This is a genomic window from Haloprofundus halophilus, from assembly GCF_003439925.1.
GTDB lineage: Archaea > Halobacteriota > Halobacteria > Halobacteriales > Haloferacaceae > Haloprofundus > Haloprofundus halophilus.
Genome location: NZ_QQRR01000001.1, coordinates 1605922 through 1625805, shown reverse-complemented (window position 1 = coordinate 1625805; position 19884 = coordinate 1605922). Strand labels below are relative to the sequence as shown.

At 66.8% G+C, this 19884-nt stretch carries 17 protein-coding genes and 2 pseudogenes; 7 read left to right on the top strand and 12 right to left on the bottom strand.

Translation table 11 applies throughout. From position 1 onward, the window contains the following. Positions 1–235: 235 nt before the first annotated feature. The gene (locus DV709_RS08195) at positions 236–433 is read left to right on the top strand and encodes a DUF7472 family protein (protein WP_117593530.1); all 198 of its coding nucleotides are present in this window, start codon (positions 236–238) and stop codon (positions 431–433) included. Positions 434–475: 42 nt separating this feature from the next. On the opposite strand, the gene DV709_RS08190 is transcribed toward DV709_RS08195, so the two are convergent. Continuing rightward, a complete protein-coding gene (locus tag DV709_RS08190; RefSeq protein ID WP_117593528.1) occupies positions 476–1564 on the bottom strand; it encodes a DNA primase large subunit PriL in 1089 nt (362 codons plus the stop codon). Between the two features lie 121 nt (positions 1565–1685). After that, entirely contained in the window at positions 1686–1829 is a 144-nt protein-coding gene (locus tag DV709_RS17700) for a hypothetical protein (RefSeq protein WP_157972687.1), read from the bottom strand. 703 nt (positions 1830–2532) lie between these two features. Between DV709_RS17700 and DV709_RS08185 the strand changes: the two genes are divergently transcribed. Continuing rightward, the gene (locus DV709_RS08185; RefSeq protein WP_117593526.1) at positions 2533–3120 is read left to right on the top strand and encodes a DUF7474 family protein; all 588 of its coding nucleotides are present in this window, start codon (positions 2533–2535) and stop codon (positions 3118–3120) included. A gap of 90 nt (positions 3121–3210) precedes the next feature. Beyond that, positions 3211–4617: an MFS transporter gene (locus DV709_RS08180; protein WP_117593524.1), complete on the top strand. Its 1407-nt coding sequence runs from the start codon at positions 3211–3213 to the stop codon at positions 4615–4617. Positions 4618–4671: 54 nt separating this feature from the next. On the opposite strand, the gene DV709_RS08175 is transcribed toward DV709_RS08180, so the two are convergent. Then, positions 4672–5415 (bottom strand): DNA polymerase sliding clamp, encoded by a 744-nt coding sequence (locus tag DV709_RS08175; RefSeq protein ID WP_117593522.1) that lies wholly within the window; start codon positions 5413–5415, stop codon positions 4672–4674. 444 nt (positions 5416–5859) lie between these two features. Here DV709_RS08175 and DV709_RS08165 point away from each other — a divergent pair, with 444 nt between their 5' ends. Further along, positions 5860–6636 (top strand): RlmE family RNA methyltransferase, encoded by a 777-nt coding sequence (locus DV709_RS08165; protein WP_117593518.1) that lies wholly within the window; start codon positions 5860–5862, stop codon positions 6634–6636. Between the two features lie 45 nt (positions 6637–6681). Here the strand turns inward: DV709_RS08165 and DV709_RS08160 are convergent, their stop codons facing one another. From DV709_RS08160 to tatC (DV709_RS08145), 4 genes and pseudogenes are all read right to left on the bottom strand, one after another. After that, complete coding sequence (locus DV709_RS08160) at positions 6682–6864, bottom strand: hypothetical protein (protein ID WP_117593516.1); 183 nt, start codon at positions 6862–6864, stop codon at positions 6682–6684. Between the two features lie 94 nt (positions 6865–6958). Continuing rightward, positions 6959–7666, bottom strand: coding sequence for a queuosine precursor transporter (locus DV709_RS08155; protein ID WP_117593514.1), 708 nt, complete (start codon positions 7664–7666; stop codon positions 6959–6961). Between the two features lie 76 nt (positions 7667–7742). Then, positions 7743–7913 (bottom strand): annotated as a pseudogene (locus DV709_RS08150) (ribbon-helix-helix domain-containing protein); the annotation flags it as partial. Positions 7914–8032: 119 nt separating this feature from the next. Beyond that, a complete protein-coding gene (tatC, locus tag DV709_RS08145) occupies positions 8033–10228 on the bottom strand; it encodes a twin-arginine translocase subunit TatC (protein WP_117593512.1) in 2196 nt (731 codons plus the stop codon). 260 nt (positions 10229–10488) lie between these two features. Between tatC (DV709_RS08145) and tatC (DV709_RS08140) the strand changes: the two are divergent. After that, positions 10489–11214: pseudogene (tatC, locus tag DV709_RS08140) on the top strand (twin-arginine translocase subunit TatC); the annotation flags it as partial. 240 nt (positions 11215–11454) lie between these two features. Here tatC (DV709_RS08140) and larE read toward each other — a convergent pair. Next, positions 11455–12357, bottom strand: coding sequence for an ATP-dependent sacrificial sulfur transferase LarE (gene larE, locus DV709_RS08135; RefSeq protein ID WP_117593508.1), 903 nt, complete (start codon positions 12355–12357; stop codon positions 11455–11457). Between the two features lie 300 nt (positions 12358–12657). Here larE and DV709_RS08130 point away from each other — a divergent pair, with 300 nt between their 5' ends. Together DV709_RS08130 and DV709_RS08125 are read left to right on the top strand one after the other, a co-directional pair. Further along, positions 12658–14676: a MutS-related protein gene (locus DV709_RS08130; protein WP_117593507.1), complete on the top strand. Its 2019-nt coding sequence runs from the start codon at positions 12658–12660 to the stop codon at positions 14674–14676. Between the two features lie 127 nt (positions 14677–14803). Further along, positions 14804–15931 carry an ORC1-type DNA replication protein gene (locus DV709_RS08125; RefSeq protein WP_117593505.1) on the top strand — a complete coding sequence of 376 codons (1128 nt, stop codon included), beginning with the start codon at positions 14804–14806 and terminating at the stop codon, positions 15929–15931. A gap of 3 nt (positions 15932–15934) precedes the next feature. Here the strand turns inward: DV709_RS08125 and DV709_RS08120 are convergent, their stop codons facing one another. The 4 genes from DV709_RS08120 to DV709_RS08105 all read right to left on the bottom strand — a co-directional run bounded on the left by DV709_RS08120 (position 15935) and on the right by DV709_RS08105 (position 19796). Then, entirely contained in the window at positions 15935–16567 is a 633-nt protein-coding gene (locus DV709_RS08120) for a hypothetical protein (RefSeq protein ID WP_117593503.1), read from the bottom strand. Then, positions 16564–17139 (bottom strand): hypothetical protein, encoded by a 576-nt coding sequence (locus DV709_RS08115; RefSeq protein WP_117593501.1) that lies wholly within the window; start codon positions 17137–17139, stop codon positions 16564–16566. Before DV709_RS08115 ends, DV709_RS08120 begins: the two co-directional genes overlap by 4 nt. A gap of 85 nt (positions 17140–17224) precedes the next feature. Continuing rightward, a complete protein-coding gene (locus DV709_RS08110; RefSeq protein ID WP_117593499.1) occupies positions 17225–18748 on the bottom strand; it encodes an HAD-IIA family hydrolase in 1524 nt (507 codons plus the stop codon). Positions 18749–18854: 106 nt separating this feature from the next. Next, on the bottom strand, positions 18855–19796 hold the full coding sequence (locus tag DV709_RS08105; RefSeq protein ID WP_117593497.1) for a glycerophosphodiester phosphodiesterase: 942 nt from the start codon (positions 19794–19796) through the stop codon (positions 18855–18857). Positions 19797–19884: the final 88 nt, after the last annotated feature.

Genomic DNA, 19884 nt, shown 5'->3' with positions numbered 1-19884 from the left:
ATCAATAGAGAGGGTCCGAAGACACCTAAACCTTCGGCTCGGGTGTTCGAAACGCGCAAATTCGGCAAAATGGGGTTCTTAAATTCCGCAACCTAAGGACAAGATATGTATCGGTATTTGGACGTGTCTCGGGGCTGCCGACGACCGGTGAGCCGAGCGAGAATCCGGCGACGTCCGTCCGCTCCGACAACGCGGCATCGAAGATGTTTTACTCCGTTCGCGGGAAGCCGGTGCTATGGAACTCGATGGGGAGACGCTGCGTGAAATCGTCGTCTCCGTTGTCGCTGTCAGCCTCTTCATCGCCGCCACCGTCTACATTGGGACGTCGTACGGCGGGTCGAACCTCGGCCCAACCGGTGGGCTCGCGCTCGTCGCCAGCATCGCGCTGTTCGTCGTGCTGATGGCTATCGTCGGCGTCTTTCTCTCGCGGTGAGCGCCGGCTCCCGCTCCCGTTCCCCCTCTCGACCGAGAGGGTTCAGTCGGCGGCGTTCGCGCCGCGTTCGCCCTCGTCGTCGAGCGCTCTGGCGTAGTACGCCAGCGGGTGCGTGATGGTCTCGCAGCGCTCGTCCTTGTTCACGCAGTCGCCGTAGGCGACCATGGTCGCACACGACGGCGGAGCGTACTGCGTGCCCGCCTCGTCGCGCAGGTACTCGGTCTGGTACCGTATCTCCTCCTCGTCGAGCGCCGACTCGCGGTAGACGGCGACGATTTCGTCGGTGTCCATCCCGATGCCCGTGAGGAAGGCGGTGAGCGCGAACCGCGAGTGGGGGGCTAACTCGGCTCCACGGCGGGTTCGTTCGAGGAGGTGTTTCATGCAGGGCGGGAACAGTTCGGGGACGACGGTGTCGATGCGCCCGACGGGTTTCCGGTCGGCCAACAGGCCGCGGAGCGAGTCGACTTCGGCGTCCAGCGCCTCGGCGACGGCGTCGTCGCCGACGACGAACGGGAGCCCCTCGGCCACTCGTCGGCGGACCGCCTCGCGGAGCAGTTCGTACAGCTCCTCGCGGGTGATCCGCACCTCGCCGTCCGCGACCTCGCGGTTGACCAGTCGCCAGCTCTCGCCCCAACCGGGCTCGGAGAGGGTGAGATATGTGCCGAGCGCGACGCGGTAACCGTCGTCCTTGCGAGTCGGTCCGGTCGCCTGCGCGTCGCCTTCGGGTCGCACGGCGTCGGTCAACTCGAACTCCGTGAGGAAGTCGTCGAGTTCGACAGTTCTCGCTCCCGTGCTTTTGAGGCCGTCGTCGCTCGTCTCGAAGTCGTCGGTGAACCGGTCGTACGCCGTCGCCGCCTCGGCCTGGGCGTACTTGCGAACCGCGGCGGGCGCGTCGATGAGCGAGACGAGGATGCGCGCGACGGGGTAGGAGAGCAGTTCGTCGCGGGCGGACCACTCGCCGGGGGTCTCGCTCTCGACGGTGCCGGCCATCAGCGCGCGCTCGACGCGTTCCAGCGCACGAGAAACGGCGGGGTCGTCGGTCGTGACGAGTTCGCCGAGCGCCACGTCCGACTGGCCGACGGCCTCTCTCGCGGCCGCGAAGAACGGGTAGCGGGCGTGGCGCGCGTTCATGGAGCGTACGGTTTCCGGTGGGTATGGATAAATACGGCGGTTGGTGGCGGTTCGTAAGTTCGGTTCGGCAGGGCGGTGATTCGCGGCCGAAACGTCGGCTCCGGCGAAAACCAGTCGGAAGTTACTCCGAGAGACCAGCGTCGGACCGTCGGCCGCCGTCGGCGAGATATCCGCGTTCGAGCAGTTCGTCGTCCAGCAGTTCGGTCGCCGGCCATCCGTCGAGTTCCATGCCCAGGTAGTTTCGGCCGGTGTGCTGACCTCTCATAGCGACTGTCTCTGAAGCGTCGACACGGAAAAACATCACGTTACTGATAATTCCGCATCAACGATTGCGGTAGTTCGGAGTCGATTGTTACGGACTCCAGGCCGTGAGGGGCGATTTCGGGACGCCCCACAAAAAGGTCGAGAGCGAGGTCCGGTTCAGAAGGCCGAGTGCACGGTTCGGGTCAGACGACCGATGGATGGCTTCTGCTGCCGACACACCGAGAGACCGCACCGCCACCACTCGCCTCGGCCCTCCCCACCCTCGCCGCCCGCACGAACGCGGGCGGCTCCCTCGCGCATCTCTCGCGCCGACGAGACGGCGCTCCGGCGCGCGCCGGGGCGTTCCTGCGTGAACGCGCCTCCTCGTGCGAGGGGCGAGCGAACGGAGTGAGCGAGTCGGTTGGGGAGGGTGAGGTGTCTCGGTGTGCCCGGCAGTCGGATTCGACTCCCGGATTTCGCTCGGCTCTCAGATTTCGCTCGGCTCTCGGATTTCGCTCGGCTCTCGGATTTCGCTCGGTTCCCGGATTTCGCCCGACTCCCGGGTTTTCGCTTGATTCTCGAATTTCGCCCGGTTCTCTGATTTCGCTCGACCCACCGATTTCGTTCGACCCCACGAGATTCGACTCCGCCCCGCCTCGCAGTCCCTCCGCCAAAACCCACAACCGCGAAACCTAAGACGACTCGACGAAAACCACCTCCAGACCGTGCCACGCTTCGACTACCCCTGTCCGGGCTGTCTCACCACCAACAGCCTGCACGACGCCGACTGCCGCTTCGAGGGCACCGCGTGGCCCGAGGTGGAGAAAGCGTACACCGACATCGTCTCGCTGCTCTCGGCCGGCCCGAAACACGAGGAGAGCCTCCCCGACGCCGTCCACGGCGAGTGGGGACCGCTGCACGTCGCCGCGCTCGACCGTCTGAAGTACGACGAGCGGCTGCAGGAGGACGACGGCCGCCTCGAACTGCTCACCGCCGCCGAGTACAAGGAGATGGTCTCCGAGCCGACCCGGGAGCCGATGAGAACCCTCTACAGAAGAGGGAGCTACCCCGGCTGCCACGACAACGCCGTCTTCGCCATGGTCGCCTGGTACGAGATGGTCGGGCTCTCGTGGGCCGAGACGAAGGAGAACGTCGTCGCGTGGCTCCGCGACAGCGGCACGTGGGCCCGCGGCGGCTTCGAGGAGGCCTCGCCCGAACAGCTCGTCGAGAGCAAGCGCCACGTCTACGAGGCGGGCTACGGCTGGAAGGAGAAGGCCCAAGCCGCAAAGCGCGTCATCGACCGGCACAACTGAGTCATACCCGCCGCCACTCCCTCGCCTTCTCCTCCTCACGACCACGCGGCCGCGATAGAGTTAGGCCCGCAGACCGCCTCCTCTCTCCAAATGAGTACGCCTCGCGCAGCGACGGCGACAGACGCCGTGCGGAACCCGCGACGGGCGCTCGCCATCGTCGTCGCCGTCGTCTTCGTCGACCTCCTCGGCTTCGGGGTCGTCATCCCCATCCTCCCCTTCTACGTCCGGAGCTTCGGCGTCAGCGACGTGTTCATCGGCCTGCTCGCCGCCTCCTACTCGCTGCTGCAGTTCGGCTTCGCGCCGTTTCTCGGTCGTCTCTCCGACCGACGGGGCCGGCGTCCGGTCATCATGCTCTCGCTCGCCGGAAGCGCCGTCGCGTGGACCATCTTCGGTCTCGCCGCGGAGTTCTCGGCCGCCTTCGGCCTCACGGCCGGCGTCGCCGTGCTGTTCGTCTCGCGGATGCTCGCCGGGGCGATGGGCGGCAACATCGCCGCCGCGCAGGCGTACGTCGCCGACATCACGCCCGCCGACAGACGCGCCGAGGCGCTGGGGCTCGTCGGCGCGTCGTTCGCGCTCGGGTTCGTCTTCGGCCCCGCCATCGGGGGGCTGTTCGCCAGCGACGCCGTCGTCGCCGTCGCCCGCGACGTGTTTCCGGCGTTCGTCCCCGCGACGCCGTTCTCGCTGCCGAGTTTCGCCGCCGCCGGACTCAGCCTCCTCAGTCTCGGATTCGCGGCGCTGTTCCTCGAAGAACCGGCGCGGACGCGCGGCACCGCTCCGCGGACGACGCTCGTCTCGCAGTTCGCCGACGCGCTCGACGACCCCGACCTCGGGGGCCTCGTCGTCTCCTTCTTTCTCGTCTCCGTCGCGTTCTCGGGGGTCCAGGTGATGTTCATCCCCTTCGCGGCCGACGTCTACGGCTACCGTGAGACGCAGACGGCGCTGCTTCTCACCTACATCGGCGTGTTGGGCGTGTTCAATCAGGGGCTCCTCGTCGGGCGTCTCTCGCGGCGCTACCGCGACTCGTCCCTCGCCGTCGCCGGGGCGGTGGTTCTGCTCGTCGCGCTCGCGGCGATTCCGTTCTCGCCGCAGCTCGGGGCGCTGTTTTCGGTTCCGACCGTCGACGCCCCGGCGTATCTCACGCCCGCGCTCCTGGCGCTGCTCGTCGTCCTCGCGCTGCTGTCGCTCGGCAACAGCCTGTTGAACGTCGCGCTGACGACACTCGTCTCGAAGGCGACGAGCGCCGAGACACAAGGTAGCGCCTTCGGCGTCACGCAAGGTGCCGGTAGTTTGGGCCGAACCGTCGGCCCGCCCGCGATGGCGGCGCTGTACGTGTTCACCTACTGGTCGCCGTTCGTCGCGGGCGCGCTGCTCTTGCTGCCGATTCTGGTCATCCTCGTCGGCATCGCTCGGGCGAATCTCCGCGCACCGGTCGACATCGACGAGAGGGACGGGGCGCTGGGCGAGACCGACGGCGGTGACGAGGGCAGCCGACCGTGACCGGTGAGATACCTACGAGAACCGCAGACGAAAGGAGAGAACGGCGGCAGCGACTCAGTCGCTCTGGATGCGCGGGGCCAGCATGTACGTCACGTGGCCCATTCCCTCGCCGAACTCGTAGTGAAGTTTGACGGGGAACTCCTCGCCGAGTTCGACGGTGACCTCGGCGTCGGAGGGAATCGCCTTGTTCATGTCCTTGAGGTAGTCGAGGCTGAACAGCGAGTCGGCGGGACCGGCGACGAGGTCGATGAGGTCGTCGCGGCCGAGTTCGAGGTCGACGTCGTCGGTGTCGCCCTCGGCTTCGATGTGGAACGTCTCGGCGTCCTCGTCGACGCGGAGACCGATGTGGTCAGACACCATGTCGGCGGCTTTGATACCGCGGTCGAGGTGGGTGCCTTCGACGACGATGGTCGCCGGGAGGTCGAGGTCCGGGATGTCCGGCTCCTGCCGGATGGAGTCGGGGTCGATGAGCGCGAGCGTGTAGGAGAGGCCCTCTATCTGGATGTGAAGCTTTCGCGTCTCCTCGTCGAGTTCGAGGTGGACGAGGTCGCCGGTGTTCGCCATCCCCGCGATATCCTCCAGTCGCGAGAGGTTGACGCCGATGACGCCGCCGTCTGCTTCGTAGGACTCGAACGCCGCGGCGTCGAGCGAGAGGTCGACCATCCCCACGTTCGCGGGGTCGACGGCTCGAATTGCGAGTTCGTCCTCGTTGAGTCGAATCTTACACTCGTCGACCAACACGCTCACCGAATCGAGCGCGTCCCGGAGCGTCGACGCGCTCACGATGGCCTGGAACATATGTGGCGACCTACGAGAGGGGTATTAAAAATACCCGTGGTTTAGTGCGTGCGCGTGCGCGCATGAGGCCCCGACGAGTCGGGTGGTTTTCACCGTTCACGCGGCTCTCCGAAACGCCGCTCGCGTCCGCCGGAACCTCCGCGTCACGCCTGCGTACGCAAACAGTCGAACTGCCAGTCCCTCTGCTGTGCGTTCTGTGAACTGTGGTAGAGCTCGAAACGTCGCGGCAGTTGTCGCGTGCGGAAGTCGCTGCGTACCTCCGCGAGTTCGCGGACGAACTGGACCGCCGAGACGACGGGAGCCCCGCGAACGCGTCGACTTCTCCATCGCGTGGGACGCCGACGACGTCCCCGAGGACGGCGAACTCCGCGTCGAGTGACCGGTGAGAAACGCCTTCGCCCCCGAACGAAGGCGTTTTTCGGCTTCGCGCGCAATCTCCGGGAAATGGCGCGCAAAGACGAATACTACAACCGGGCCAAGCAGGAGGGCTACCGCGCCCGCTCGGCGTACAAACTCCAGCAGCTCGACGAGACGGCGAACCTCCTCCACCGAGGCGCGTCGGTCGTCGACTTGGGCGCCGCTCCCGGCGGGTGGCTCCAAGTCGCCGCCGAGGAAGTCGGCCCCGAGGGCACCGTCGTCGGCGTCGACCTCCAGCGAATCAAGTCGTTAGAGGCGGACAACGTCGAGACGATTCGCGGCGACATGACCGACGAGGAGACGAAGGAGACGCTCCTCGACCTCGTCGGCGAGGACGGTGCGGACGTCGTCATCTCCGACATGGCCCCGAACATGACCGGCGAGTACTCGCTGGACCACGCCCGCTCGGTCTACCTCGCCCGGCAGGCGTTCGAGGTGGCGATGGACGTCCTCGACGCCGGCGGCGACCTCGTCGTGAAGGTGTTCGACGGCCAGGACCTCCAGGACCTCAAAGACGACATCGAACCCGAGTTCCAGTACGTCCGCGAGGTTCGCCCCGAGGCCTCTCGCAAGCAGTCCTCCGAACTCTACCTCGTCGCCAAGGGTCGCATCACCGCGCCCGTCGCCGTCGGCGACGAACTCGACCTCGAAATCACGGACACCGGAAACGAAGGCGACGGCATCGGCCGCGTCGAGGGCTTTACGCTCTTCGTCTCCGGTGCGGAGGAAGGCGAGACGGTCCGCGTGCGCGTCACCGACGTCAAACCGAAGTTCGGCTTCGCCGAGCGCGTCGACGCCGCTTGAAGCGGCGCGTCGTCTCGTTCTCTTCGGCGGTCGCGTAGACGCGACTCACCGAACGACGACGTCGAGCGCCAACTCGGTCCGACACGCCTCGTCGGGCCGGACGCGTCCGCCGCATCGACCGACGGCGACGATATCGCCGAACGGGAGGTACCGGTCGCAGTTCGGACAGTTGATGCCACCCTCCATCCAGTCGCTCTCGGTGAGACGGATACGACGCGCGGAACTCATGACTCACGTTAGCTACTGGGAGCGATAAGTCCAATTCACGGCAGCCGGAGTGTCTCGGTAGTCGGACACTCTCGCTCCCGTCGTTCGGCGCCGTCTACGCGGCGGGTCGCCGGTTCTCGTCGTCGCCCGACCGCCGGAGCAGTCCGACGACGGCGTAGACGAACGGCGTGTCCGCGACGGCGATGAGCAGTTTCAGGAGGTACTGACCGACGACGAGCGAGACGACGACGGGGACCGGCGTCGCCTCCCCGATGCCGAACACCGCCGGCGCGACGAGGAAGCCGACGGTGACGAACAACACCGTGTCGAGCGCTTGGCTCGTCGCCGTCGACGCGACGTTGCGGAGCCACAGGTGGTCGCCACCAGTCGCCTCACGGATGCGGTGGAAGACGAGTACGTCCCAGTTCTGGCTGACGAGGTAGGCGACAAGGCTGCCGAGGACGATGTTCGCGCTCGGGGCGAGCACGGCCGCGAACTGCTCGCTGAACGTCGGGTCGAGCGCGGGCGCGGCGATGGTCCCGGCGACCAACGCGAGCACGACGAGGTTCATCCCGAAACCGACGTTCACCATCCGCTGGGCCGCCTCTCTGCCGTAGAGTTCCGAGTAGCAGTCGGAGGCGAAGAACGTCAGCGCGTACGCCAGCGCCGCACCGGGGAGCGCGAGGCCGTCGCCGACGACCGGCAGCGACAGCGGCAGGTCGAACGCGAGTAGCTTCGCCGCGGTCAGTTGCGCGGTGACGAGCGCCGTGACGAAGAGGCCGACGAGCGCCACCTCGCCCGTCGCCAAGCGCGACTCACGCACGGTCGTCCTCGCTGTCGCCGTCGCTGTCGCCGCGGCCGCCGTCGGTGTCGTCGTTTCCGTCGCCGCCTCCGCGGACTTCGTCGTCCAACCGCCCGTGTCGGTCGTCTATCTCGTCGAGGAGGTCCAGCGTCTTGCGAATCGACGCCCGGATGGCGTCGCTCCGGTTGACGAACTTCCTGTCGTCGCCGACGTGTTCGTCGAGGTCCGCGAGCAACTCGTCGGGGACTTCGACGCTTATCTTGGCCATACCCGCCATATCGAAGGCGGCCACTTACGTGTTACAGTTTCCCGCCGAAATTCACGACAAAATCGGGCTGCAGCGGCGATCTTTGCCTGACACCCCCGGCGACTCAGTTCGTCGGTCGTTCAGGCGTCGGTCGTCCCGGGCGCGGGTGCGAGGTCGCGCCGCCCGCCGAGCGTCAGCACGAACAGGACGCCGATGCCGACGCCGTAGGCGACCATCAGCGGAATCGTCACCATGAACATCGTGATGACGTCCGCGGGGGTGAACAGCGCCGCGATGGTGAGAATCGCCACCGTGACCTCCCGCCAGCGCCCGCGCATCCGGCGGTAGGAGATGCCGATGGTGTTGAGAAGCACCATCAGTACGGGGATGTCGGCGAGGATGCCGATGCCGGCGGTGGTGAAGAAGATGAGCCAGAAGAAGTCCGTGATCTGGTAGCTGATGACGACGTTCGCCGCCAGCGCGTCGGCGGCCAGATACGAGATGACCGCCGGGGCGACGTAGATGTAGCCGAGGTAGAGGCCGCCGAGCAGGCCCACGAGCAGCACGCCGGCCCACCCGAAGATGACGCCGCGGTGGCCGCGGACGAAGTTCCGTTCGCGGAGGGCGGGCCACGCGAAGTACGCTAGGAGCGGCAGCGTGGCGATGACGGCGACGAGCGTCGAGAACTTCACCTCGAAGATGAGCGCCTCGACGGGGTGCAGCGTGATGACGTTCACCTGTTCGATGTCGAACGCGGCGGGCATCTGCGAGAGGAAACCCTCGTAGATGTCGCCGATACCGCCGCTGTACAGCCACGCGAACGTTCCGGCGAGGACGAGCATGAACCAGCCGATGAGGACGAACGACCGCGAGCGGAGGCTGTCGACGATGAACGCGAGGTCCTTGTAGTAGCCGCCGATGTCGTCCTCGTCGCGTTCGCCGTCGGTGAGCCCCTCCAGCAGCGTCCCGCTGGCCCTGGAGGCCCTGTCGCCGACGTCGTCGTCGACGCCGGGGACGCTCGTTTGACCCTCGGACTCCGACTCGTCGTCGCGGCTCTCCTCGGCCTCGTCGAAGCGGTCGAGGATGGCCTGCGCCTTCGCGTTGTCGCCGTCGTCGATGGCGGCGCCGGCGTAGCCCATCGCCTCTTCTTCGGTGAGGCCGGCGAACGCTTCCGGCGGTGCGGCGCGGACGCCCGCCGCGTCGAGTTCGGTGAGGTCGATGGCCGCGGGGTCGCCCGTCTGCCCGCCGACCTGCGAACCGGCGGTCGCTTCGATGTCGCGGTAGATGCCGTAGAACAGGCCGAGCAGCAGGCCGACGACGCCCGCGGCGGCCGAGTAGACGAGAACGGTCGTCTCCGCTCCGTACGGGAGTTGATTCGCGACCGGCACCACTCGATAACTGCTGCCGAGCCACGCGAGGCCCCGGTTCACCTGTCCGACGCCGCCGTAGGCGTAGAAGGCGTACACCGACCCGGCGAACAGCGCGATGAACCCGAGGACGACGTTCCACTGGGTGCGGACGGTCCGCCCGAGGTTTATCTGCTGGCTGCCCCGCTTGGCGGTGACGACGACCTTCGCGAGGTAGAGGCTCGCCCCGTAGAGCACCAGGAGCGGCACCGCCCACATGATCTGGGTGAAGGGGTCCGGCGGCGAGAAGAACGCGCCGAAGACGAAGATGAGGACGACGGCGTGGCGCCACTTGTCGCGGAACGTCTCGTACTTGACGATACCGCTGTACGAGAGTCCCGTGATGGCCAGCGGCATCTGCGCGGCGAAGCCGAACGAGAGCGTGAGCAGGAAGATGAACTGCGCCCACTTCACGATGGAGTACCGCGGCGAGAAGCCGACGGAGATGGCGTTGTTCGCCAGGAACTTGAACATCAGCGGGAAGAACAGCGAGTAGCCGTACACCAAGCCGGCGAAGAACAGTACCGCCGCCATGAGACCGATGACGACGATTTTCCACGGCTTCACCGGCGACTGCGGCCACATATCGCGCTCTCTGAGCGCGTCGCGGGAGAAGTAGATGAAGATGGGTAACGCGACGATGATGCCGGCGACGATGCTTATCTTTCCCTGGAGGAGGATGACGTCGAACGGCGTCTGCGCGATGAAACGGACGTTCTCGGCCGTCGCCGCGTTCATCTGCGCTTCGGTGACGTTCTTCAGAAACTCCCAGACCCACAGCTGGAGCGCGTAGAACGTCCCGAGAAACCCGATAAGAAAGACGATGAAGACCTTCTGGAGGTCTTTCTGGGCCGAGCGCAACATCGCGCCGGCCGTCTCCCGCCCCGCGTCGAGCGTCTGGCGGGTATCCTCGTCGAGCGCGCTGGACATAGGTGTAGGAAACCCTCTTGCGGTTATCAATCTTTTCTCACCGTCGCGCGGACGCGCAGATGAAAAAGGCCTATAACGCCACCGCGCCGTAGTGGAGGTGAATGGGCGAGGAAGCGAACTCGACGCCCGGTTTCTCCGAGGTGTCCACGGATTCGACTGTCGAGTCGGCAGAGACGGCTGACGCCGACGTCGCGACACCCGAATCCGACGACGTCGTCGCCCCCGCGCCCGACGAAACGGCCGACGACGGCGGCCTGTTCGGCGACGGTCCGGCGTCGGACCAGGAGATGCCGCTCACGGAGCACATCGAGGAGATGATGCGCCGCCTCGGCGTCGTCTTCCTCTTCGGCGGCATCGCGACGCTCCTCGCCTACCCGCTCGGCGCCGACCTCATCAACTACCTGTGGGCGTCGTACATCCCCGACCCCGCGTCGAACCGCCCGCACGTCTACGGTCCGCTCGAACTCATCCTCACGGAACTGAAGGTCGCCGGTCTCGCCGGCGTCATCGTCGGCCTCCCCATCTTCGTCTACGAGACGTATCGGTTCATGCGGCCCGGACTCTACCCTCGCGAACGCCGCTACTACCTCGCCGCCATCCCGACGAGCCTCGTTCTCGCAGTTGTCGGCGCGGCGTTCTCGCACTTCCTCGTCCTCCCGTTCGTCTTCGACTACTTCACGGTGTACACGACGAGAGCCGTCGAGGTCGCCTTCGCGCTGAAGGACACGTTCAACCTCATCGTCCTGCTGACGGCGTACATGTCCGTCGTGTTCCAGATTCCGCTGTTCATCATGCTCGCGGTGATGATGAACCTCGTCACCCGCCTCTGGATGGAGGACAAGCGTCTCCTCTTCTGGGGGGCGTTCGCCGGCATCTCCTTCATCGCGACGCCGGACCCGACGGGGATGGCACCCATCATCGTCGCCGTGACGATGATATTCCTGTTCGAGGGGACGCTCGCGCTGCTCCGCTGGACCGGGAACTAGCGTCAGCTTCGTTCCGTCTCTGTGCCGTCTCTCACTCCTCATCGGCAGCGACCGCTCCGAGCGTTTATCAGCGATGACGGGACCAGTCGCCCCCATGCGCTGACGACTGACTCGGGGCGAGTCGAGGCGGCTGCGCGGCCGACCGCTCCGAGACCGATTGACACTGACCGAGGGCCGCCTGCTCGCTATTTTCTCTCCGTAGCGTCTCGCTCGCCCGTCTTCGACTATCGACGTTTGTGGTCAGTCGTCCTCGCCGACGGGGTACTCCTGCGCGAACACGTCGGCGACGACCGGCTCGCTCTCCTCCCCGTCTCTCGCGTCGTTCTTACCGTACGTGTCGTTCGCCGGACTGACGCTCCCGGTGGCGTAGCCGTGGAGGTCGAGCGTCACGTGGTCGAAGCCGACCTCGGAGAGGTGGTCGCGGGCCGCGCGGACGAAGTCGGCGTCGAGCGCCCGCTCCAACTCTTCTTCGGCGACTTCGATGCGCGCGAGGCCGTCGTGGTCGCGGACGCGGAACTGCGAGAACCCCCACGTTCGCAGCAGTTGCTCGGCCTTCTCGACGCGAGTCAGCCGTTCTTCGGTCACTTCGAGACCGGTCGGAATCCGCGAGGAGAGGCAGGCCATCGACGGTTTGTCCGCGACCGAAAGCCCGTAGCGGTCGGCGATCTCTCTGACCTCCGCCTTCGTGATGTCGTGGGCCAGAAGCGGCGAGAACACCTCCAACTCCTTCACCGCGCGGAGGCCGGGTCGGTGTCCCTCGCCGGGGTCGGAGGCGTTCGTTCCGTCGCAGACGGTGCCGATTCCGAGGTCGCGGGCCGTCTCGTACATCTTGCCGAGGCGCATCGTCCGGCAGTGGTAACACCGCTCGCCGTCGTTGGCGACGAAGTCGGGGTTGTCGAGTTCCGAAAAGGAGACGAGCTCGTGCCGGATGCCGATCTCCTCGGCGACGCGCTTCGCATCGTCGAGTTCCTCGGCCGGTAGCGTCTCGCTCTTGGCTGTGCAGGCGACCGCGTCGTCACCGAGCGCGTCCCGGGCGAGCGCGGCGACGACGCTCGAATCGACGCCGCCGGAGAACGCGACGACGACGCCGTCGCGCTCTCTGAGGTCGTCGACGACGGCGTCTATCTTCCCTTCGAGGTCCATGCACCGTCGTTGGCCGCGCCGCGTCAAAAGCGCGTTGTCCCCGGCACGTCGGCGACGAATCTCGAATCTCCTCTGCGGACCCAGCGCTGAAGACGCTCGACGTGGGCCGGTTTCGCGCGTGCCACGACCGACGACGAGCTACACGAACCCGCGTTCTCGGGGACGACGGAGGGAGAGTGGGACGCGCGGCAGGAGAACGACTTCGAGACGGACGACCTCTCGGAGATCGCCGACCACTTCCTGCTCTCGTCGCGTCGCTCCGCGAACGTTTTTATCACCCGGCGCGGTAATCGCGGCCGAATGGAGTTCGAGGCCATCCCGGGAGTCGGCGAGAAGACCGCCGCCTCGCTCGCCGAACTCGACGACGCCGAGTCGGCGCTCAGAGACGGCGACGTGGCGACGCTCTCGCGCGCTCCCGGTATCACCGAGGGTCGAGCGGCGGCCATCGCCCGCGCGGCGATTCGAGCCGACCACGGCGACGACGGCGACTTTCTGGCGACCGACCGCGCCCGCGAACTCTACCGCGACGTCCTCGGGTTGCTGCAGGAGCGCGCGGTCACCGAGTACGCCGAGAAACGCCTGGAGACGCTGTTTCCGACCGCCTCCGAGTCCAGAGTCGAGGAAGTCAGAACGTTCGTCGAGTCGGCGCTCGAACGCGACCCCGACCCGGCGGTCCTCGACGCCCTCGTCGACGTAGAGGCGCTGCGCGCGCCGCCGAACCTCCGCGTCCGCGAGCGCTGTCTCGCGACGGTCGACGCCGAGCGCTACGCCGAGGCGAAAGCCGCGTTCCCGGAACTGTCGGTCGAAATCGTCGAAGATACTCACGGACTCGCCGAACTCGCGCGGTCGTACTCGACGGTCGTCGCCCTCGACGAGGCGTTCGCGGGCGTCGACGTCGACGGCGACGTGCGCGTCCGCCCCGACGCCGCCGAACACCCCGAGGAGATCGTCCCCGAGCGCCTCCTCGCCTTCTTCGCCGCAAACCGCGAACGACTGCTCGCGGCCGTCTCGGTCCACGAAACGGCCGACCTCGACCCGGCGTGCTCGCCGGCCGACCTCCGAGACGCACTGACGCGCGTCGACGAGAGCGGCGAACTCGTCGGTGACGACGAACTCGACCGGCTCACCGCCGCCGTCGACGACCTCGACGCGGCCGTCTCGACCGCCGAATCGGCCGCCAACGACCACCTCAGGAGGGCTATCAGCGAGCAGGACGTGACCATCCAGGGCCAGGACTTCCTCTCGCTGGTCGAACAGGGCGCGCGCGTCGACAGCCTCCTCTCGCGCGAACTCGCCGACGAGTACGACACCGCCGTCGAGACGGCCCGCGAACACCTCGCGGACGCGCTCTCGCTGGAGGAGGGCGAGTACGACCTCGCCGAACGCGTCTTCGGCGGCGACCCCACGTTCCCGGTCGGCCACAACGAGGAGGCCGTCTCGCGCCTGCGAACCGAACTGAAAGCCGGCCGCGACCGCCGCGCGGCGACGCTGAAAGCCGACCTCGCCGACGATTTGGCGGCGCTCAGAGAGCCTGTCGAGACGCTCGTCGCCGACGCGTTGGAACTCGACGTGGAGCTCGCCGTCGCCCGGTTCGCCGCCGACTTCGACTGCGTGCTCCCCGAGTTCTCGGGAACCGGATTCGAGTTCGAGGCCGGTCGGTCACCGCTCCTGGACGTCTCGTTCGACGCGGTCGACCCCGTCGACTACGGCGTCTCCGGCGTGACGCTCCTGTCGGGCGTCAACAGCGGCGGAAAGACGTCGACGCTCGACCTGGTCGCCGTCGTCGTCATCCTCGGACAGATGGGGCTCCCCGTCCCGGCCGAGCGCGCCCGCCTCGAACGCGTTTCGGAACTGCACTACTACGCGAAGAGTCAGGGGACCCTCGACGCGGGCGCGTTCGAGAGCACGCTCCGCGACTTCGCGACGCTCGCCCACGGAGCGTCCGGCCGCCTCGTCCTCGTCGACGAACTGGAGAGCATCACCGAACCCGGTGCGAGCGCCCGCATCATCGCTGGCATCCTGGAAGCGCTCCACGAACAGGGGACCACCGGCGTGTTCGTCTCGCACCTCGCCGACGAGATACGCGAAGCCGCCGACTTCGACGTCGCCGTCGACGGTATCGAAGCCGTCGGCCTCGTCGACGGCGAACTCCGGGTGAACCGCTCGCCCGTCAAAGGCCACCTCGCGCGCTCGACGCCCGAACTCATCGTCGAGAAGTTGGCCGGCGAGGCCCGAGACGACGCCGAGCGAGCAAACGGGAGCGGCGACGGGGCGGTCTCGCGCCGCGGGTTCTACGCGCGGTTGTTGGAGAAGTTCTGAACGCTCGTCGAACATTCTCGTCGTTTTAACAGTGCTTGGCGTCCGCGAGAGAGCCGCTGGCGACCAGTTTCACTTTCACTTCGGGGTTGGCAAACGGTTAAGTAGCCACCGAAGCGTGGTGAAAGTGATGGCTGACGACCCCGACGGGGGGATGCTCTCGTGGGACGAGACGGTGTTCAGAGACGAACACGTCTTCGAGATCGACTACGTCCCAGAGACGTTCCAACACCGTGAGAGCCAGCTGCAGAGCCTGCAGTACGCGCTCCGTCCGGCCGTTCGCGGTGCACGCCCGCTCAACACGATGGTCCGCGGCCCGCCGGGAACCGGCAAGACGACCGCCGTCCAGAAACTGTTCGGCGAGCTTCGCGGGCAGACGGACGTGCGCACGGTCCGGGTCAACTGTCAGGTCGACTCGACGCGCTACGCCGTCTTCTCCCGGCTCTTCGAGAGCATCTTCGAGTACGAACCCCCGTCGTCGGGAATCTCGTTCAAGAAGCTGTTCGGTCAGATCACCGACCGACTCGTCGAGGAGGACGACGTGCTCGTCGTCACGCTCGACGACGTGAACTACCTGTTCTACGAGAACGAGGCCTCTGACACGCTGTACTCGCTGCTCCGCGCTCACGAGGCGCACAGCGGCGCGCGCATCGGCGTCATCATCATCTCCTCGGACCTCTCGCTCGACATCATGGACGAACTGGACACGCGCGTCCAGAGCGTCTTCCGTCCCGAGGAGGTGTACTTTCCCGTTTACGACATCGACGAGATCGTCGACATCCTCCGCGAGCGCGCCCGAATCGGGTTCCACGACGGCGTCATCGGCGCGCCGGAACTCGACCGCGTCGCCGAACTCACCGCCGAGAGCGGCGACCTGCGCGTCGGCATCGATCTGCTCCGCAGAGCGGGACTCAACGCCGAGATGCGCGCCTCGCGGACGGTGACGCTCGAGGACGTCGAACGCGCCTACGACAAGTCGAAGTACGTTCACCTCTCCCGCAGCCTCCGCGGACTGTCGGACTCCGAACGCGCGCTCGTCGAGGTGCTCGCCGAACACAACGGCGGACAGGCCGGCGAGGTGTTCGAGGCGTTCCACGCCGACACCGGCCTCGGCTACACGCGCTACTCCGAGATCATCAACAAACTCGACCAACTCGGCGTCATCGAGGCCGACTACGCCAGCATCGAGGGTCGCGGTCGCTCGCGGACGCTGACGCTGTCGTACGACCCCGACGCGGTGCTGGACCGCCTCGACTGATGCTCACTCGTCCATCTCGCGGGCCAGCGCCGCCGGGAACCGCGTTCTGACCTCGCGGACGACCAACGCGACGACGACCGCCCCGACGCCGTTCGAGGCGAAATCGAGCGCGATGTCGCGGACGCCGTGAATCGCCAGGTACGCCCGCCCGCCGAACACCCGCGCCCCCACCTCCGTCGAGAACTCCATTATCTCCCAGAGGACGCCGAACGCGAGCACGAAGACGAACATGTAGACGTAGACGAACTCCTCGGGAAACTCCACGTCGTCGGAGTGCAGTTCCAGTGCCCGCGTGACCGCGTAGCCGCAGCCGGCGACGACGCTGCCGGAGAGCACGTGAGTCAGCTGGTCGTACCAGCCGAAGGCGTCGTAGAGGCCGACCATCCCGAGCGTGTGGAGGAACACCGCCGCCGTCACCCACAGCGTCAACCCGGCGTTCATCGGCAACCCGTAGTCGCGGCGCAACACCGCCGGAAGGAAGGTGATGAGGAGCGGGAGCGTCCCGTTGACGACGAGCCCGAACTGGCCGCTGACGAGCCCGTAACCGGCGATTCCGGCCAAGACGAGCTGCATCAGTCGCGCCGCGATACGCTGGTACGCGGCGGGAATCCCGAAGCGCTCTTCCAACACCGTCATCGGCGCTCACCCCGGTCGAGACGGCGCTCGACGCCTGCGTCGATGACACCGTGAAAACCGTACTCGAACGCGACGCCGACGACCACCCCCACGACCGTCGCGCCGACGAGTTCCCACATCACCGGGTCGACGCCGCCGAGGTACGACGTACCGAAGAACGCGTCGGAGACCCACCGCAGCACCGTCCAGACCGCGCCGACCGCCATCGTCGTCGTCGTCACGAACGCCGCCGAGAAGCGCGACGACATCTCGACGTCGGTGAACGCCTGCAGATCGACGACGAGGATGAGCGTCACCGCGACGACCCAGACGTACGTCGCCACGCCGTCGAACTGGGTGAACCGCTGCCCGAGCGCCGCAACGGCGGCCAGTCCGACGACGGGCCACGGGAGCGTCGCGCGGCGCTCCCGCGTGAAAACCGCTGGCGCGGCGGCCAGCCCCGCCGAGAGGAGCGCGAACACCGCCATCGGATACGCACCGCTCCGGAGTCCGACGGCGCCCGCCGCGACCAGACAGGCGACCAGCAGCCACGAGACGGCTATCTCGGTTTCAGTCCTCGTCCAACTGAACATGGTACTCGTTCTTCGTTCGGTCGTCGACCGTCTAATTACCCCCGCCGATTCTCACCGCGTGTTCGGCGGTTCGCCGTCTCCGCCCTCAGAGAAACTCCGAGAGCGTCGCTATCGACGGCGCGACCAGCGACGGGACGATGTCGCTGGCCTCGACGTCGGCGCGGTCGGCGTCGCCGGTGAGCACGCAGACGGACTCACAGCCGATTCGCTCGGCCATCCGGAGTTCGGTTTCCAACCGGTCGCCGACGACGACCACATCGTCGGGTTCGTAGCCGTACTCCTCCATCGTGGGCAGGAGCATCTCCGCGTTGGGTTTCCCGAAGACGTGCGCCGGTGGACGACCGACGGCCGTCTCCACGAGCGCGCCGATGGACCCGCAGTCGGGAATCGGCCCCTCGTCGGTCGGACAGACCGCGTCGGGATGCGCGAGCAGGAACTCGGCCCCGTCGTGGATGGCGAGCGTCGCGCGGCGGACCTTCTCGTAGGTGAGTTCGGTGTCGAAACCGACGACGACGTGCGTCGGGTCGTCGGACTCGACGGCGAACCCGCGTTCGCGGAGCGCGTCGCGCATCGCCTCGGTACCGACGACGTACGTCTCGTCGGTGCCGACCGATTCGAGGTACGCGATGACGCCGTCGGTCGAGAGGATGACCGACTCCTGCGTCGCCGAGATGCCCAGACTCCGGAGTTTCTCGACGTAGCCGGGTTTCCACCGCGAGGAGTTGTTCGAGAGAAAGAACACGTCGACGCCCGCCTCCCGGAGTTCGGCGACCACCTCGGCCGCGCCGGCGATGAGTTCGTCGCCGAGGTAGACGGTGCCGTCGAGGTCGAAGAACGCCGCCCGCTTCTCGCCGAGCGGGCTCAGCGAGGCGAACCGCCGGTCTGCCTCCGCGAGGTCGTCGAGGTTGTCTATCTCGACCCAGCGCGCGCCGGCGATGTCGACCGGGTCGACGTCGAAACGGCCGCTTTTGAGCAGCCGGTCGATGGCGAGTTCGGTCCACCCGCCGTACTCGCCGTGCTGTTCGACGCTCCGTTCGATCTCGTCGAACAGCGCCGCCGAGAACGCCCCCGAGAACCGGTAGACGTCGATGGAGACGGCGTGTGCCTCCGAGTCCGTGTACTCCTTCGAGATGCTGGAAATGCAGTCGCGTTCGTCGGCGGTCACCTTCATCGCCTCCTCGGAGAACAGCGACGTGTCGCAGGCGATGGCGCTGTCGGCGTCGGCGTCGGCCAGCTGCTCGACGACCTCCCGTTCGAACGCCACGTCGCCGTTGCTCAGGAAGAACGGCTCGCCGTCGAGGAGCGGTTCGACGAGCGACAGCGAGTACATGTTGTCCGTGTTGGCGTACACCTCGTTCTCGATGACGGTGACGGAGAACCCCTCGTAGTCGGCGGCGACGCGTTCGGCCAACGCCCGCGTCTTCTCGCTCAGATAGCCGGCGACGACGACGGTTTCGTCGAGACCCACCTCGGCGTACGCGCGGAGCTGATACTCCAGAATCGGCGTGCCGTCGACGCTGACGCTGCACTTCGGTTTGCGGAGCGTTATTGGCCGAAGTCGAGATCCGATGCCCGCGGCGAGAATGACTGCAGTGTTCGGATATGTCATTCTCGGTGTGTACCACGCGAGGGACAATAAGTGAGGGTTAACGAGTAACGGAATTAAGCCGCGGGGAGTAAGTCGTGGAGACGTGACGTACGTCGATTTCGAACACTCACTGCGGCGGCGCGTCCGGGGACCGAAGCGACGGGTTCACCGCGTTCGAGTCGGCCGTCACGCCGCCGGACGACCCGTACTGGAGGAGGTTCGGGTAGTCGGCGATGATGCCGTCGACGCCCGCCCGACGGAGCTGGTCGGCCTGATACCAGCTCTCGACGGTCCACGCGTTGACGCGTCTCCCCTCCTCGTGGGCGAGTTCGACGAGGTCGATGGGGTCGAACGGGCCGGCGTGGTAGTCGGCGTTGAACAGGTCGGTGCCGTGTACCATGTTCCACGGGACGTGCAGCACCTCGCAGTCGTGTCGTCTGGCGGTCCGAAAGCCCGCTTCGATGTCGTCCCAGAACACCGCCGCGATAGGAACCGAGTCGTCCAGTTCCCGGACGGCGGCGAGCGCCCCCTCGTGGAACGACGACAGCAGCACGTCGTGGGAGTGGGCGGTCAACTCCGAGAGCGTGCGTTCGACGAACGGTTTCCACACCGCGCGCCGCTCCACGAGTTCGTCGGCGTCGAGCGAGCCGTACCGAACGTCGTCGACGCCGGGGTTCTTGAACTCGACGTTGACGCCGACGGACTCGGGAATCAGTTCGAGTATCTCGGCGAGCAGCGGCACCGACTCGCCGGTGCCGAGCACGTCGAGTTTCCGAAGCGTCTCGTACGGCGTCTCCCACACTTTCTGGTCAGCCAGCGCGGCCGGCGCGTTCGTCAGCCGCCCGAGGTCGGTGTCGTGGAAGACGACGACTTCCCCCGTCGCCGTCGGCATCACGTCGAGTTCGACGACGTCGGCCTGCGGCGACACCGTCGTTCCGCCGACGCCGACGGCGCGACCGAACGCCGCCCGCGTGTTCTCCGGGTAGACGCCGGCGAACCCGCGGTGGGCGATGAGCGATACGTCCGCCTCCCTCCCGGTCGTCGTTTCCTGCCCTGCTAGCTGTGCCATGCGTTCGTGTTTGAACTGTGTACCGTCACGTACATCAAACTATCTCTGTTCGTGTACATACCTCTCATACTTGACTATATCTCTCCGG